Origin of the sequence: Enterobacter hormaechei ATCC 49162, assembly GCF_001875655.1 — a bacterium.
Taxonomy (GTDB): Bacteria; Pseudomonadota; Gammaproteobacteria; order Enterobacterales; family Enterobacteriaceae; genus Enterobacter; species Enterobacter hormaechei.
The window spans coordinates 1,667,955-1,680,531 of sequence record NZ_MKEQ01000001.1 but is presented as its reverse complement, the minus strand read 5'-3'; the positions used below and the strand labels follow the sequence as shown (position 1 = coordinate 1,680,531).

Annotated in this window: 21 protein-coding genes and 2 tRNA genes; 22 read left to right on the top strand and 1 reads right to left on the bottom strand. The window is 52.3% G+C overall.

The window, feature by feature from the left end:
• Positions 1–44: 44 nt before the first annotated feature.
• On the bottom strand, positions 45–686 hold the full coding sequence (locus tag BH712_RS08475) for a LexA family protein (protein WP_006809780.1): 642 nt from the start codon (positions 684–686) through the stop codon (positions 45–47).
• Between the two features lie 103 nt (positions 687–789).
• Here BH712_RS08475 and BH712_RS08470 point away from each other — a divergent pair, with 103 nt between their 5' ends.
• The 22 genes from BH712_RS08470 to BH712_RS08365 all read left to right on the top strand — a co-directional run bounded on the left by BH712_RS08470 (position 790) and on the right by BH712_RS08365 (position 12,574).
• A complete protein-coding gene (locus tag BH712_RS08470) occupies positions 790–1,005 on the top strand; it encodes a helix-turn-helix domain-containing protein (RefSeq protein ID WP_006809779.1) in 216 nt (71 codons plus the stop codon).
• Between the two features lie 30 nt (positions 1,006–1,035).
• Positions 1,036–1,578, top strand: a complete 543-nt coding sequence (locus BH712_RS08465) for a toxin YdaT family protein (RefSeq protein ID WP_032673612.1) — start codon at positions 1,036–1,038, stop codon at positions 1,576–1,578.
• Positions 1,579–1,663: 85 nt separating this feature from the next.
• Complete coding sequence (locus tag BH712_RS08460) at positions 1,664–2,533, top strand: replication protein (RefSeq protein ID WP_006809777.1); 870 nt, start codon at positions 1,664–1,666, stop codon at positions 2,531–2,533.
• Entirely contained in the window at positions 2,518–3,390 is an 873-nt protein-coding gene (locus tag BH712_RS08455) for an ATP-binding protein (protein ID WP_006809776.1), read from the top strand. The genes BH712_RS08460 and BH712_RS08455 overlap by 16 nt, the downstream gene beginning before the upstream one ends.
• Positions 3,387–3,731, top strand: a complete 345-nt coding sequence (locus tag BH712_RS08450; RefSeq protein ID WP_006809775.1) for an ArsR/SmtB family transcription factor — start codon at positions 3,387–3,389, stop codon at positions 3,729–3,731. The genes BH712_RS08455 and BH712_RS08450 overlap by 4 nt, the downstream gene beginning before the upstream one ends.
• Entirely contained in the window at positions 3,728–4,162 is a 435-nt protein-coding gene (locus BH712_RS25125) for a hypothetical protein (RefSeq protein ID WP_006809774.1), read from the top strand. The genes BH712_RS08450 and BH712_RS25125 overlap by 4 nt, the downstream gene beginning before the upstream one ends.
• Positions 4,159–4,725 (top strand): hypothetical protein, encoded by a 567-nt coding sequence (locus tag BH712_RS08440; RefSeq protein ID WP_006809773.1) that lies wholly within the window; start codon positions 4,159–4,161, stop codon positions 4,723–4,725. The genes BH712_RS25125 and BH712_RS08440 overlap by 4 nt, the downstream gene beginning before the upstream one ends.
• A complete protein-coding gene (locus tag BH712_RS25120; protein ID WP_006809772.1) occupies positions 4,722–5,666 on the top strand; it encodes a hypothetical protein in 945 nt (314 codons plus the stop codon). Before BH712_RS08440 ends, BH712_RS25120 begins: the two co-directional genes overlap by 4 nt.
• 246 nt (positions 5,667–5,912) lie before the next feature.
• Complete coding sequence (locus BH712_RS08430; protein WP_006809771.1) at positions 5,913–6,368, top strand: YbcN family protein; 456 nt, start codon at positions 5,913–5,915, stop codon at positions 6,366–6,368.
• On the top strand, positions 6,368–6,538 hold the full coding sequence (locus BH712_RS08425; protein ID WP_006809770.1) for a NinE family protein: 171 nt from the start codon (positions 6,368–6,370) through the stop codon (positions 6,536–6,538). The genes BH712_RS08430 and BH712_RS08425 overlap by 1 nt, the downstream gene beginning before the upstream one ends.
• Positions 6,531–7,163: a recombination protein NinG gene (locus tag BH712_RS08420; RefSeq protein WP_006809769.1), complete on the top strand. Its 633-nt coding sequence runs from the start codon at positions 6,531–6,533 to the stop codon at positions 7,161–7,163. Before BH712_RS08425 ends, BH712_RS08420 begins: the two co-directional genes overlap by 8 nt.
• Positions 7,160–7,276 carry a hypothetical protein gene (locus tag BH712_RS25115; RefSeq protein ID WP_094314629.1) on the top strand — a complete coding sequence of 39 codons (117 nt, stop codon included), beginning with the start codon at positions 7,160–7,162 and terminating at the stop codon, positions 7,274–7,276. Before BH712_RS08420 ends, BH712_RS25115 begins: the two co-directional genes overlap by 4 nt.
• Positions 7,276–8,085, top strand: coding sequence for an antitermination protein Q (locus tag BH712_RS08415; RefSeq protein ID WP_006809768.1), 810 nt, complete (start codon positions 7,276–7,278; stop codon positions 8,083–8,085). Before BH712_RS25115 ends, BH712_RS08415 begins: the two co-directional genes overlap by 1 nt.
• Before the next feature lie 156 nt (positions 8,086–8,241).
• A tRNA-Asn gene (locus BH712_RS08410) sits at positions 8,242–8,316 on the top strand.
• A gap of 5 nt (positions 8,317–8,321) precedes the next feature.
• Positions 8,322–8,396, top strand: a tRNA-Thr gene (locus BH712_RS08405).
• Positions 8,397–8,578: 182 nt separating this feature from the next.
• Positions 8,579–8,803 (top strand): class II holin family protein, encoded by a 225-nt coding sequence (locus BH712_RS08400; RefSeq protein WP_001752682.1) that lies wholly within the window; start codon positions 8,579–8,581, stop codon positions 8,801–8,803.
• On the top strand, positions 8,781–9,275 hold the full coding sequence (locus BH712_RS08395) for a lysozyme (RefSeq protein ID WP_071850042.1): 495 nt from the start codon (positions 8,781–8,783) through the stop codon (positions 9,273–9,275). Before BH712_RS08400 ends, BH712_RS08395 begins: the two co-directional genes overlap by 23 nt.
• 125 nt (positions 9,276–9,400) lie before the next feature.
• Positions 9,401–9,574 (top strand): hypothetical protein, encoded by a 174-nt coding sequence (locus BH712_RS24885; protein ID WP_154816351.1) that lies wholly within the window; start codon positions 9,401–9,403, stop codon positions 9,572–9,574.
• Positions 9,571–10,032 carry a lysis protein gene (locus BH712_RS24300; RefSeq protein WP_082208501.1) on the top strand — a complete coding sequence of 154 codons (462 nt, stop codon included), beginning with the start codon at positions 9,571–9,573 and terminating at the stop codon, positions 10,030–10,032. Before BH712_RS24885 ends, BH712_RS24300 begins: the two co-directional genes overlap by 4 nt.
• Positions 10,033–10,231: 199 nt before the next feature.
• Positions 10,232–10,615, top strand: a complete 384-nt coding sequence (locus BH712_RS08375; protein ID WP_006809766.1) for a hypothetical protein — start codon at positions 10,232–10,234, stop codon at positions 10,613–10,615.
• Positions 10,616–10,671: 56 nt separating this feature from the next.
• Complete coding sequence (locus tag BH712_RS08370; protein ID WP_050806413.1) at positions 10,672–11,247, top strand: terminase small subunit; 576 nt, start codon at positions 10,672–10,674, stop codon at positions 11,245–11,247.
• On the top strand, positions 11,234–12,574 hold the full coding sequence (locus BH712_RS08365; RefSeq protein WP_032673610.1) for a PBSX family phage terminase large subunit: 1,341 nt from the start codon (positions 11,234–11,236) through the stop codon (positions 12,572–12,574). Before BH712_RS08370 ends, BH712_RS08365 begins: the two co-directional genes overlap by 14 nt.
• The last annotated feature ends 3 nt before the right edge of the window (positions 12,575–12,577 follow it).

Genomic DNA, 12,577 nt, shown 5'->3' with positions numbered 1-12,577 from the left:
TTACTATTTGAATCAATAGTCTGTGCATTTTATATTTAGCACATTTAAACTAAACGCAACTTTGTCTCTACAGCAACCCCAATAATCCGGCAGTTACCATTAATCGGCACGAGTGGCCATTGCGGGTTAAGGCCCTTCAGGTACTTCTGCCCACCATCGATCACCAGCTTCTTAAAAGTCGCCTCGTTAGAATCGGATAGCTTTGCTATTACCAAGCTTCCGTTGATCGCCTCCCGACCAGTATCGAAGAGGACAAAGGTTCCTTCAGGAATGCTCAAGCCAGCTGGCGCCGTCATTGAGTCACCATCAACCTGCAGCCAGAACGCCTCCCCCTGAATGTGAGCATCTGATTCAAGCCAAAGGTCGATATCTTTAAGGGTGTACGGCTCAACAGCTTCGCACCATGCTCCTGCCTGCACCTTGCTTATAACTGGGTATTTATCACCTGGCTTGTAAGGGCCTTTGTAGTCATCGCCAAAAAGCAGCTCGGCAGGCGCAACCCCCAGCGCCTTAGCTATTACAGTTGCATCATCAACGCTAACGCTCCTGGTGCCTGATTCGTAATTCCCTATGCGTGACTGCGAGGCCCACCCGCAAAGCTCTGCGAGAGCCTTTTGTGACAGCCCTTTATCTTCGCGAAGTCGCTTAATGCGGCCCGCTATATCTTCGATTCTATTCATTCTCATTTTGTATCACGCGCCGTGTTAAAAAGCTTTACACGAATTGTGTTGATTAATAATCACGAATTGTGTTTAATGATGCTGAGTGACCATTCTTGAAAGGATCAGCATGAACAATATCGCCAACGAACGTAAGAAGCTTGGCATCACTCAATCAGAGTTAGCAGGTTCGTGCGGCTGGAACCAGTCCCGCCTTGCTAACTATGAAGCTGGCATACGAGCACCAGACCTGGATTCGTGCCGCCGCCTGGTTGATGCGATGAATAAGCTGGGGAGCAATACATCTCTCGATGCGTTGTTCCCACCAAAAAATAATGCCGCCTGATTGGCGGCCCTAACCACGAAAGGGAAAGCAATGCATTCACTTGCGTATCAACACAATACCGGAATCCACCCGGGAGCGATGATAAACCGCGCTCAAGCTAAAGCGGCGCCAGACCACGAAAAGATCCGCGATGCGGTCCGGGCATGGTCGTCGGCGCTGGACAATCAGGACGTCGTTTCGGCGCTGATCATCAACGAATACCGGGAGCAGGGCGGTACCGCCATCAGCTTTCCGGAAGACATCAGCCGGGCGCGCCAGAAACTGTTTCGCTTCCTGGATAATCGCTTCGACTCCGAGCAGTACCGCGAGAACGTGCGCCAGCTGACGCCCGCAATCATGGCCGTGCTGCCTGTTGAGTATCGCACTCGCCTTATCGGTGCCGATTGCAAAATGTCTCGTCTGGCTGAAGCCGAGAAAGAACTCGCTGAGGCTAAACAGGCCGTGCTGCTGGACGCTCCAGAGCATCAGAAGCTGAAAGAGGTAAGCGAGGGTATAGCGTCGCTGTTCCGCCTCATGCCGGAGCAGGTAGGACCGCTGATGACGATGGTTACATCGATGCTGGGGGTTATATGAGAGGCACAAGAAAAGAAAAAGCCCTTGAAGCGGTAACTTCAAAGGCCCTTATCACACTGTGTTACGCCAAGTAACGGGAGTAAGTATGTCAAACACCGCAGAAATTCTCAACTTTCCCGCTGTAGTTTCGGGAATACAGGAGCAACGCGTGGCCGATACAGACGATGGGTACACCCGTCTGGCAAACGAGTTGTATGAGGAGCTTATCGGCGCGAACCTGACCAAAAATCAGGCCAAGGTAGCTCATGCTGTTTGCCGCAAAACCTATGGGTTCAACAAGAAGATGGACCGCATAGCAGACTCACAACTTTCTGAGCTGACCAGACTACCTCGCCAGAAGGTTAACGCTGCCAAAAACGAACTCATTGCGATGAATGTTTTGGTGTCCGACGGCATGCTGATCGGGCCCAACAAAAACCTGAGTGAATGGGTAATTCCGGGCACTAAGCCTGCGCCAAAATGTCACCATAGTAGTGACTGTCACCATGGTAGTGACAGTGTCCCTACGGTGGTGACAAAAAGTGTCACCAAAACAGTGACAACCCTGTCACCAAAATGGGGACACACAAAAGACACTATTACAAAAGACAATAAAGACAATATTAATAAACCCCCTAAATCCCCCAAACCGGCTTCGTTCGATCCGGCTGGTGTTGACCTTCCTGAATGGCTGTCAGTTTCAGTCTGGAAGTCATGGGTCGATTATCGTCGCGACCTGAAGAAACCGATTAAGTCTCAGCAGACGGTAACCCAGGCCATCAACCTGCTTGAGCGTTGCAAGTGCAGCGGATACCAGCCTGAAGAAATCATCAACCAGAGCATCGCGAATGGCTGGCAGGGTTTGTTTGAGCCAAAGACAGCCAAGCAGCCGCCTCGCGCGCAGTCTCGCGTATCTGAGAACTTTGCTGGCAAAGACTACGGCCAGACTGAAATTCCTGCATGGGCGAGGGACTGATCATGACGCTGGATGAAAAAATCAATCAACTTGAGAAACGCATTGCTGAGCTGAGCCAGCCGCCAGTTCAGCATGAAGATATCGAGCTAACTATCAGCACCGAGAACTGCGAAACGCATGGCCCCTTTGAATGCAGGACCAGGCATTTCTTAAACTCAGTCGTGAAAATTCCCCCGCGCCCAAGCTGCTGCCCTGAATGCCTCAAAGAGGAGTTAGGCCGCTTGCAGGCGGAAAGAATTAGCATCAACGAAGCAGCCCGCAAAAGAAACATCGAGCGCCTGCTGGATGGACTGAGCATCCCGGCCAGGTTTGAATCCTGTTCACTGGAGAATTATGAACCGGTGAACGAAGAAGCGAAACGCGCCCTGAAGGTCTGTCAGGCATACGCCAGTCGCTGGCCTGAGCGTTTGCAGAAGGGTGGCGGCCTGGTGATGTGTGGCAAGCCTGGAACTGGCAAGAACCACCTCGCATTGGCTATCGCCCGGCATGCAATCACCGAGCACCAAAGCTCAGCTGTGTTCACCACCGCGCTGAAAATTGCCAGGGAGTACAAGTCAACCTGGTCGAAGGGGTCAAGCCGTACTGAAGACGAAGTTATCCGTTACTTCACGAAGCCCGACCTGCTGATTATCGATGAGGTCGGCGTGCAGTTCGGAAGCGACGCCGAGAAGTTGATCATGTTCGAAATCATCAACACCCGTTATGAGCGGATGAAGCCAACCATCCTGATCAGCAACCAGACCCGGGAAGAACTGGCTGCATTCATCGGCGAACGCGTTCTTGATCGCATGAGCGATGGCGGCGGGTGCACTCTGTCATTCACGTGGGATTCTTACCGTTCTAAGGGGGCAGCATGACCATAACAATTCGTGGGCAGATTCTTGCAGCCCTACGTAATAACCCGGGCCTGAACAGTGGGCGTATTGCCACCATGATCGGCATGACCACCAAAAAGATTTCCGGCCCGTTAAGCACGTTGTTTGCAGACGGCCTGATCGAGTTCGAAGGCAAGCATGGCCAGCGGCTGTATCGGCTGACCAGCTACGGCATGAAGTACGCACCGGAAACCATACCGGCGATGCCAAACGGAAATTCGAAGCTGGTGCAGCGCACAGAGACAAACGTGATCTGCCAGGAGTGCCGAAACAGCGCGGCGATGAAGCGAGTATTGATGGTTTGGGGGAGAGTAGGGGTATGAGCAACAAATACGAAGATCTGGTTAAAAACGCCAGGATGAATGCCGATTGTGGTGAGCACATGTCGCCGGCAGAAGTTACGACTCTGCTTAACGTAGTTGAAACCACATTCGCGGCGCTGGCTGCGGAGAATGCGGGGCTGAAGTCGGCTATCAGTGAGCATAGTGATGGTTTCACTGTATGCCCATGCTGTGGAACTGAGCATGACAGTTGCCACGATGATGTATGCCGCGCTCTGAATGAAACCCCGGCGACAGACGCTTTCCTGGCTGAAGTGCGGGCGCAGGGGGTGGAGATGTTTGCTGAAAGCCAGAAGGAATACGTCAGAAAGAACCGCGACGAATTGGATTCCATGACTCGCGCTGCATATTGCGGCAGTGCTGTTGATGCTGAACGATTCGCAGCCCAGCTTCGCAAAGGAGTGCAGTCATGAGCAACTCTATCGCAGACGGCGCGAAATTAACGCCGGAAACTTTCGCTGATTTCATTGAACGTTTGAAGTATCACCATCGCGGCGAGGGGGTAAACCGCCATGCCACAGCTGACCCAATTTTCATGGTTCAGAAGCAGGCAACCATTTATGGCCTGGCAGAAGAGTACGGCGAATCGAAGATAGTCCATTTCGATGAATGCGAATGGGACTGCCCGCAAGAGTATTGGGACGATCTGGATGAACAGCAGCAGGAAGAGTTAAACGCCTTCTGCATTGACCAGTGCGATACAGCATTTACCGATCTCGACGAAGACGCTCAGTGGGAAGTATTGGCTGACCTTGACGGCCACACTGTCTGCGGAACTTGTAAAGAGTGGCAGAACATCAACGCCCACCTTACCCGTGAAGCAGCGGAGGCTTTCATTCGCCGTAAGCAGCATGATTATCCACCTCTGCGTGTCTACGTCGAGAGCATGTACTTCGGGTGGGAGTATCAGGAAATCATCAAGGCGCTTTGTGATGGGCGCTTAGTGCTCACAGATAGCCAGGAGGCCGCCCAATGAGCAACATCGACAAACGCGAGATTCACAATCAGCAATTGAAGGCATTTATTACTGGCTTCCTTAGCGACCCGGCGCACGATAATCAGTCATCTCGCAGTCTAACCGCTGAGGTATTTCGTATCGCGCTGGCATCGCTCGAAGCGGAGGCTGTTGGCGAGGTCGTCCTTGGAGAATATGACGATTGCGGATGCCACCCGGAAGCAAGGGTGGTGTGCATAGCCGCTGATGGTCAGGCTGATTGGGAAAACTTCAAGGATGGAACTCGCTTGTACTCTGCCCCGCCAGCGCCGGTATCTGTGCCAGATTTGAAACCAGTTGGTTTTTTATTCGTGGCCGAAGATGGAGCAGTTGCTTATTCTCCGACTGACTGGCCAATGGAGGGGTTTAATCTCATCGGTCAGATTTACGGTGATTTGAACGCCAGCCGCGCCGCCATGCTTCAGGGTGCCGATCGACCACAAAACGAACCGCAAAATATTCCGGAAAATATTCCAGCCACACAGTTTAAGCCGGTAGCAGACCTGTACGGCTTAACCTCACCAACTGGCGGTGAAACATCGTTCACTTTCGACGCTGTTGAAGCTCGCGATTTTATTGATGGCGGGTGGTCATGTCAGGAGTATGTGGAGCTTGGACGCTTTCAGGAGGCTGTGAGCGGCAACTCTCCGGTGATTCCGGGTTGCTCATGCCTAACCTGCCGCCCATTGACTTTTAGTGATAGCCGCTTTGTCGTCTGCCCTGAATGCGGCAACAAACGCTGCCCGCACGCCAATGACCACCGTAATGCATGCACCGGAAGTAATGAGCCAGGGCAGGAAGGTAGTGCGTATCCAGCAGCGCCGCAGCAGGAGGTAGAAAGCCAAATCAGGAAGGGTAAGACTGTGGCCATGGAAGAGTGGGAACTGGGGGCGAGGTTAACTAAGCATAGATTCAAACCATAGCTACCATACAAGCGAAATGGGAATCCCCATATCGACAGCCAGGGCCTCTCCGGAGGCCTTTTTCTCGCGTTGATTTTGTTGAATCAACCGTCCATAATCATGTCATCGGAGCCTGAACAACTCCGGTGACTTCTGCGCATTTAAGGGGACTTAAATGCGACCACAATCTGAACTCCTCACCTTGTCACAGATGCAGAAATGCACCTGCGATTTTCTGCATTCTGCGGTTTCCGTTAAGGAGGCCGTATGACTCTTCCAGTAGACGGGATCAAACTCCATCGCGGTAATTTCGCGGCCATAGGCCAGCAGATTCAGCCATTGCTGGATGCCGGGCAGTGCTTCCGCCTGCAGGTGAAACCGTGGCGCGAGAAGCGCAGCCTGTCGCAGAACGCGCTCAGCCACATGTGGTACACGGAAATCAGCGAGTACCTCATCGCCCGCGGAAAGACCTTCGCTACACCCGAGTGGGTTAAAGACGCGATGAAGCACACGTATCTCGGCTACGAAAGCAAGGATCGGGTAGACGTCGTGTCCGGCGAGGTCACCACCGTCCAATCCCTCCGCCATACGTCTGATCTGGAAACGGGCGAAATGTACATCTTCCTGTGCAAGGTCGAAGCCTGGGCGATGAACATTGGCTGTCACCTGACCATTCCCCAAAGTTGCGAGTACCAGCAACTGCGCGATAAGCAGGAGGCCTGATGTCTACTCCACTTTCCCGCGTCATCACGAACGAAATCTTCCGCGTTCCGGCGCGCCGCAAGCGTAAGGCCGCGGTTAAGCCGTCCGAAATCCCGACTTTCAAGGACTACACCGCCCGTCTGGTGGATCAGAAATGGCTGCGTCTCGCGGCTCGGAGGAACCATGCGTAAACCATCCCGCCGTAAGTGCAAAGTATGCGGCGAATACTTCGTGCCGAAATTTCACGACATTCGGATCCGCTGGTGCAGCCCGGAGCACGGCGCAATCCTCGCAATGGAAGAACGCGAGAAGGAGAAGGTGAAATCCGCGGCTAAGCGCATCAAGGAGCGCAAAGAGAAAGAGCGCGCGGAACGCCGGGATCTGAAAGCGAGAAAGGTGGCGCTAAAAACGAAACCGCAGTGGAGATCTGAAGCGCAGACAGCTTTCAACCGGTACGTCCGTCTGAGGGATGCCGGTAAGCCATGCATCAGCTGCGGCAGGATGCCGGAGCAGAAGTTTGGCGGAACCATGGACTGCGGCCACTACCGCACCCGCGGCGCAGCGGCGCACCTGGCTTTCAACCTTCACAATACCGCTGCCCAGTGTGTCTATTGCAACCGGGATCGGGACGGTGCGCAAAAGGCTTTCGAGCAGGGTCTAATTGAGCGCATCGGCGCCGAAAAAGTTGAGGCGATAAACAACGATAACTCCGTCCGCCGGTTCGACATCCAATACCTGCAACGCATCAAATCCATCTTCACCCGTAAGGCCCGCGCGCTGGAAAAACGCCGGGCCCGCCGACAGGAGGCCGCATGAACCACACCGACTTCCTCCGGTACCAGGCAGAAAGCGTTAAGCGCGCCAGCATGCCACCAGTAGCAAAGCACAGCCAGAACAAAACCAATCAGCCACATAAGGAAGCCGCATAATGAACCTCGAATCAATCGCTAAATACTTTGCGCCTAAATCACCGATGTTCAGTGACTCTCCTCGCGCAACCTCATCAGACAGTCTCACCGGCACTGACGTTATGGCGGCGCTTGGCCTTGCTGGCCACAAGTGCGGGTTTGGTTTCGATCTTTACCTCTCGAAAATCGGCATTAGCAGCCCAGATATAGCACTGGAGAGACTCTATGAGCAGGCACGTAAGTTATCAGGTAAATTCAGAGCACTGTCTGAACTCGATGAATCAGCTCGGTCAGGCGTGCTTAAGGTTCTCTGCGCTTTTGCATACCAGGATTATTCAAGAAGTGCTGCCAGCACTCGAAAATGTGATTGCTGTGATGGTGGCGGATTTACAGAGGCGCAAGTGTTTACCAACAAGGTCTCATACCCATGGGGGAAACCGCCTTACTGGTCGAAAATGTCGCGTGCCGTTCGCCCAAGCGACTGGGAGAGCTGGACACAGGCGCGTGAGGTGGTGCGAGTTAAATGCAAGCCGTGTAACGGAAAAGGCGTTATCAGCAATTCGTGTCGCTGCCATGGCAAAGGTAAGGTGCTGGACAAGGCAGAAAGCGATCGCCAGGGCGTTCCAGTAATGAAAGCCTGCGACCGCTGCGGTGGTAGAGGTTACGCCAGGCTTAAGTTCTCAACGGTAATTGAGGGCGTTAATACTGTTGCGGAGATAAAGAAAACGGCGGCATATGAGCAACTTCAGCCGCTATTTGAGGAGTTGGTCGCCGAATGCCATAAACAGGAGTCTATGGCTGATTCCATTCTCTCAAAAGTAACGAGATGAAAATAATTTTCCCTAATGTTGAAAATATATAGGAAATAGGTATTGCATTTCGCGGAAAAACTGGATAGATTCATCTCTAACGCTGGGAATCCGTTCAGTCGTTCCGAAGCAAAAAAATTCAAGCCCGAGGTTAACGCCTTGGGCTTTTTCGTTTCAGGGTCAGAAGCACAGCGGTTGTGCGTTCGGCTGTTAACCGAATGGTCGAAGGTTCGAATCCTTCCTGTCCCGCCAAATTCGCCGGTCTAGTTCAGTGGCAGAACGGCAGCCTTGTAAGCTGCGCGTCAGAGGTTCGATTCCTTTGCCCGGCACCAGAACCCACTACCTGGGACCATTAGGCCAGAGAGCCGACATTGCCTTACCCTCATCTTCCTGGCTTGTCGCCGGGTTTTTTATTCAGGCCGCAGACAATCAATTCCAGATGCCCCGTAGCTATCGTGTCTGACGGCCTTTCCCACTACACGAACAGCACCCGCTAACTACGCGAGGTGAGAGCATGTATCGCATGGAAAAAATAACCACTGGTGCTGCCTATGGCGCTTCAGCCGGGAGCATCCTAAACGGCATGCTTAATGCCTACAGCCCCGAGCAGTGGAACGCTATCGGCGTGCTGGTGGGTATCATCATTGCCGTACTGACGTATCTGACGAATCTATATTTCAAGATCCGCGAAGACAACCGCCGCAGCAGGAGCCGAGATGAACCCGACACTCAGGAATAAACTGGTGGGTGCCATTGTTGGCGGATCCGGAGCAATCACCATTGCTGCAGTAATGCTGGGCAATGCCGACGGGCTGGAAGGACGGCGCTATTACGTCTATCAGGATGTGGTCGGCGTCTGGACTGTTTGCGATGGGCACACCGGAGCGGACATCCGCCGCGGTCACCGCTACACCGACAAAGAGTGCGACAACCTGCTGAAGGCCGATCTGCGAAAGGTGGCAAATGCTATCGACCCGCTGATCAAGGTTCGTATCCCTGAGCCTACCCGTGCAGCGCTTTACTCCTTTACCTACAACGTTGGCTCTGGTGCTTTTGCCAGCTCGACGCTGCTGAAGAAGCTTAACTCCGGTGATGTACCAGGTGCATGCAAAGAACTGCAGCGCTGGACGTATGCCGGTGGCAAGCAGTGGAAGGGGCTTATTACCAGACGCGAGATTGAGCGTGAAGTATGCGAATGGAGCCAAAAATGAGAGTGGCATTACTGGTAGCTTTATTCATGCTTACGGCCTGTGATCGTGGCCCTGAGCCAGCAAAATCAACAATGGCTGTTTCCTCTCAACTGTCCTCTGACGCAGACCGCATTAAGGTGACCAAAATGTCAGAGTTCAGGGATACCCTGGCTTACGATAACTGGCGTGGCGTATACCTCATTCAGGATCAGCAAACCGGGAAGGAATACATCGGCATAAGCGGTATCGGCATTTCTGAAGTAGGTTCGCATACGCAACTGGTAGGCAAAGTTCAGCAATCCGTAAGGGATGAGCGATGAGCCGATTAACAGCAATCATCTGCGCTGTCGTTATCTGCCTGCTGGTTTCCATGGCCTGGGCGATTAACCACTACCGCGACAACGCCATCACCTACAAAGACCAGCGCGATGAAGCCACTGAGAAGCTCAGCCTGGCGAACGCTACCATCAAAGACATGCAGACCCGCCAGCGCGATGCAGCTGCGCTGGATGCCAAATACACCGGAGAACTGGCTGATGCGAAAGAAACCATTGAGCGTCTGCATAGCGATGTCATTGCTGGCCGTAAGCGGCTGCAGCTCAACGCAAGCTGTCCCGCGAACGGAACGACCAGCTCCGGCGGCCTGGGCGATGCTTCCGGCCCCCGACTTACTGACTCCGCTGAACGGGATTATTTCACCCTCAGAGAGCGAATCGTCACAGTGACAAAGCAGGTCGGCTATTTGCAGGACTACATCAAAGAGCAGTGCTTAAAGTGAGGTGATCATGTCATTAGAAGGAAGTCAAAACCCATCCAGGTTCCGCGAGGAGTGGGATAAGCAGACCCAGGGGAAATAGAACCTCATCCCTGAGGTTCTGACACTGTCTCTCCTCTGGACTTTAAACGTAGCAAATTCTCACAGCCTCGCATCCGCGGGGCTTTTTTGTAGTAACCAGAAGACGAAGAAGGAAGTAACCATGTTCACAGTGAAAACCATCATCAACGGTGTAACCCATATCTGCGAGCTGCCGACATTCACGGTAGCGCGACCAGACTCCGAAAGATTTGAAGATATTCTTAAGTTGATTGATTACCACTCAAGCCCTGACTTTGCTATTTGGCTACCTGATGTTTATGCAGATGCAGAGTGCAAAAATGCATTGCAGGAAGAGGAGCTAATCGTCAGTGAGCGAGAGGGGGTACTAGATTACCAGGCTATTGCTGTTCTTATCGAAGACTTTGAGAGTCCTGAGCATGCAAAGCAGAAAGCATTTGATGGCATCCGCTACCAGTTCATCTATCCGGGCGACCAGGTTTACGTGATGAACTCTCACGGATCGACCATCGAAACAGTGAAGTAGCCATTACAGAAGCTCCTTCCTAGGGGCTTCGATGATGACAACCACAAGGAATCGACATGGAGCTAACTGAATACCAGAAAGCCCTATTCGATGATCTGACAAAACTACAGCAGAAGTTTGCGTTAGGCATCGTAAAGGGGCTTAGCCAAATTGATGCGTACAAACAAGCCGGTGGTAAGGCCAAGAAAGATGAAACCGCCAGTGCGTGTGCGAGTGAAATCCTAACCAATCCTAAGGTAAAGGCATTTATCGACGAGATGAACAAGGAAGCCATCACAAACGCGGTTATGACGCGACAGGAAGCCCTAGAACGGCTTTCAGTGATGGGAAGGGCATCTTTGCATGAGATGGTTGAATTTAGCGAGGTAGAGCTCGGCACAGACGATAATGGCAAGCCAATCATTCAGGCTGGCTGGAAGTTTAAAGATTCAGCATTGCAGAGCGCTGGATCGTTATCAGCAATATCAGAGCTCACGGCGGGTAAGCGAGGAATATCAATCAAGCTTCACGATCCGAAAGCTGCCATCAAGCAACTTGCAGAGTTGCAGGGATGGGAACCTCCGAAAGAGTCGAAGCTTACGATTACGGCCACAAAGCCATTGTCGGAACTTTTTGAAGATGACGAAACTTAACCCTGTATTCAAGCCGTTCATTAAACCTCATCGCTACAAGGTGGCAAAGGGCGGTCGAGGCAGCGGCAAGTCATGGTCTATCGCCCGGCTACTCGTTGAGATATCCCGCAGGGGTACGTACCGATTCCTTTGTGCTCGTGAATTTCAGGCAAGCATCGCTGACTCCGTTATTCAGCTTATCGCCGACACGATAGAGCGTGAGGGATATAACCACGAGTTCGAAATACAGAAGGTCTATATCCGCCACCTGGCGACGAACAGCCTTTTCATGTTTTACGGGATTAAAAACAACATCACGAAAGTGAAATCCCTGGAAGGCATAGACATATGCTGGGTAGAAGAGGCTGAGGCAGTAACAAAGGCCAGCTGGGATGTGCTCATTCCTACGATTCGAAAGCCTGGCTCTGAAATATGGGTAAGCTACAACCCAAAGAACATTCTAGACGATACTCACCAAAGATTCGTCATCAACCCTCCTGATGATATTTGCCTGCTGACGGTTAACTGGAACGATAACCCTCACTTCCCAGATGTATTGCGCCTCGAAATGGAGGAGTGCAAGCGTAAGGACTTCGACCTATATCAGCATATCTGGGAAGGGCAGCCGGTAGCAGATAGCGACCTAGCCATTATTAAGCCTTCCTGGATAGCAGCAGCGGTAGATGCACACATTAAGCTCAATTTTGAGGCATCTGGCGCTAAGAGAATCGGCTTTGACGTTGCCGATGAAGGCGAGGATAGCAACGCGATCACTATGGCTCATGGCTCAGTAGTTAAGGATGTTCAGGAGTGGAGTCGAGGCGATGTCATTGAGTCTGCTAACAGGGTTAATCAGTACGCAGACTCCATTGCCGCAGACAAGGTCATTTACGACTCGATAGGGGTTGGCGCTGGCGTGAAGGCGCAATTAAACCGCATCGCCAGAAGCCAGGTAGAGGGATTCAATGCGGCGGCGGCAGTTTTTGAGCCAGACCGAGAATACCAGCCAGGAAAGACCAACAAAGACATGTTCGCGAACCTTAAGGCTCAGGCATGGTGGGGAGTGAGAAATCGTTTCTATAACACCTGGCGAGCTATAGAGCATGGCGAGACGTTCCCTGACGACCAACTCATCAGCCTTTCATCTGACATCAAAAATCTCGAATACCTCAAGGCAGAACTGTCACGCCCACGCGTCGATTACGACAACAACGGCAGGGTAAAGGTAGAGAGCAAAAAGGACATGAAAAAACGCGGCATCCCGTCGCCAAACATGGCCGACTCTTTAATTATGGCCTTTGCGCCAACTTCTAATGCTCTGGCGAGGCTCAAAGCCCTTGCCAGTTAAGGT

Bases quoted from the DNA above. Each gene is read 5' to 3' on its own strand.
- BH712_RS08430 (WP_006809771.1), top strand. From the start codon at position 5,913: ATGACTCTTCCAGTAGACGGGATCAAACTCCATCGCGGTAATTTCGCG.
- BH712_RS24300 (WP_082208501.1), top strand. From the start codon at position 9,571: ATGAGCCGATTAACAGCAATCATCTGCGCTGTCGTTATCTGCCTGCTG.
- BH712_RS08400 (WP_001752682.1), top strand. From the start codon at position 8,579: ATGTATCGCATGGAAAAAATAACCACTGGTGCTGCCTATGGCGCTTCA.
- BH712_RS08455 (WP_006809776.1), top strand. From the start codon at position 2,518: ATGGGCGAGGGACTGATCATGACGCTGGATGAAAAAATCAATCAACTT.
- BH712_RS08375 (WP_006809766.1), top strand. From the start codon at position 10,232: ATGTTCACAGTGAAAACCATCATCAACGGTGTAACCCATATCTGCGAG.
- BH712_RS25125 (WP_006809774.1), top strand. From the start codon at position 3,728: ATGAGCAACAAATACGAAGATCTGGTTAAAAACGCCAGGATGAATGCC.
- BH712_RS08365 (WP_032673610.1), top strand. From the start codon at position 11,234: ATGACGAAACTTAACCCTGTATTCAAGCCGTTCATTAAACCTCATCGC.
- BH712_RS08470 (WP_006809779.1), top strand. From the start codon at position 790: ATGAACAATATCGCCAACGAACGTAAGAAGCTTGGCATCACTCAATCA.
- BH712_RS08465 (WP_032673612.1), top strand. From the start codon at position 1,036: ATGCATTCACTTGCGTATCAACACAATACCGGAATCCACCCGGGAGCG.
- BH712_RS08415 (WP_006809768.1), top strand. From the start codon at position 7,276: ATGAACCTCGAATCAATCGCTAAATACTTTGCGCCTAAATCACCGATG.
- BH712_RS08425 (WP_006809770.1), top strand. From the start codon at position 6,368: ATGTCTACTCCACTTTCCCGCGTCATCACGAACGAAATCTTCCGCGTT.
- BH712_RS25120 (WP_006809772.1), top strand. From the start codon at position 4,722: ATGAGCAACATCGACAAACGCGAGATTCACAATCAGCAATTGAAGGCA.
- BH712_RS08440 (WP_006809773.1), top strand. From the start codon at position 4,159: ATGAGCAACTCTATCGCAGACGGCGCGAAATTAACGCCGGAAACTTTC.
- BH712_RS24885 (WP_154816351.1), top strand. From the start codon at position 9,401: ATGTCAGAGTTCAGGGATACCCTGGCTTACGATAACTGGCGTGGCGTA.
- BH712_RS08475 (WP_006809780.1), bottom strand. From the start codon at position 686: ATGAGAATGAATAGAATCGAAGATATAGCGGGCCGCATTAAGCGACTT.
- BH712_RS08450 (WP_006809775.1), top strand. From the start codon at position 3,387: ATGACCATAACAATTCGTGGGCAGATTCTTGCAGCCCTACGTAATAAC.
- BH712_RS08395 (WP_071850042.1), top strand. From the start codon at position 8,781: ATGAACCCGACACTCAGGAATAAACTGGTGGGTGCCATTGTTGGCGGA.
- BH712_RS08420 (WP_006809769.1), top strand. From the start codon at position 6,531: ATGCGTAAACCATCCCGCCGTAAGTGCAAAGTATGCGGCGAATACTTC.
- BH712_RS08370 (WP_050806413.1), top strand. From the start codon at position 10,672: ATGGAGCTAACTGAATACCAGAAAGCCCTATTCGATGATCTGACAAAA.
- BH712_RS25115 (WP_094314629.1), top strand. From the start codon at position 7,160: ATGAACCACACCGACTTCCTCCGGTACCAGGCAGAAAGCGTTAAGCGC.
- BH712_RS08460 (WP_006809777.1), top strand. From the start codon at position 1,664: ATGTCAAACACCGCAGAAATTCTCAACTTTCCCGCTGTAGTTTCGGGA.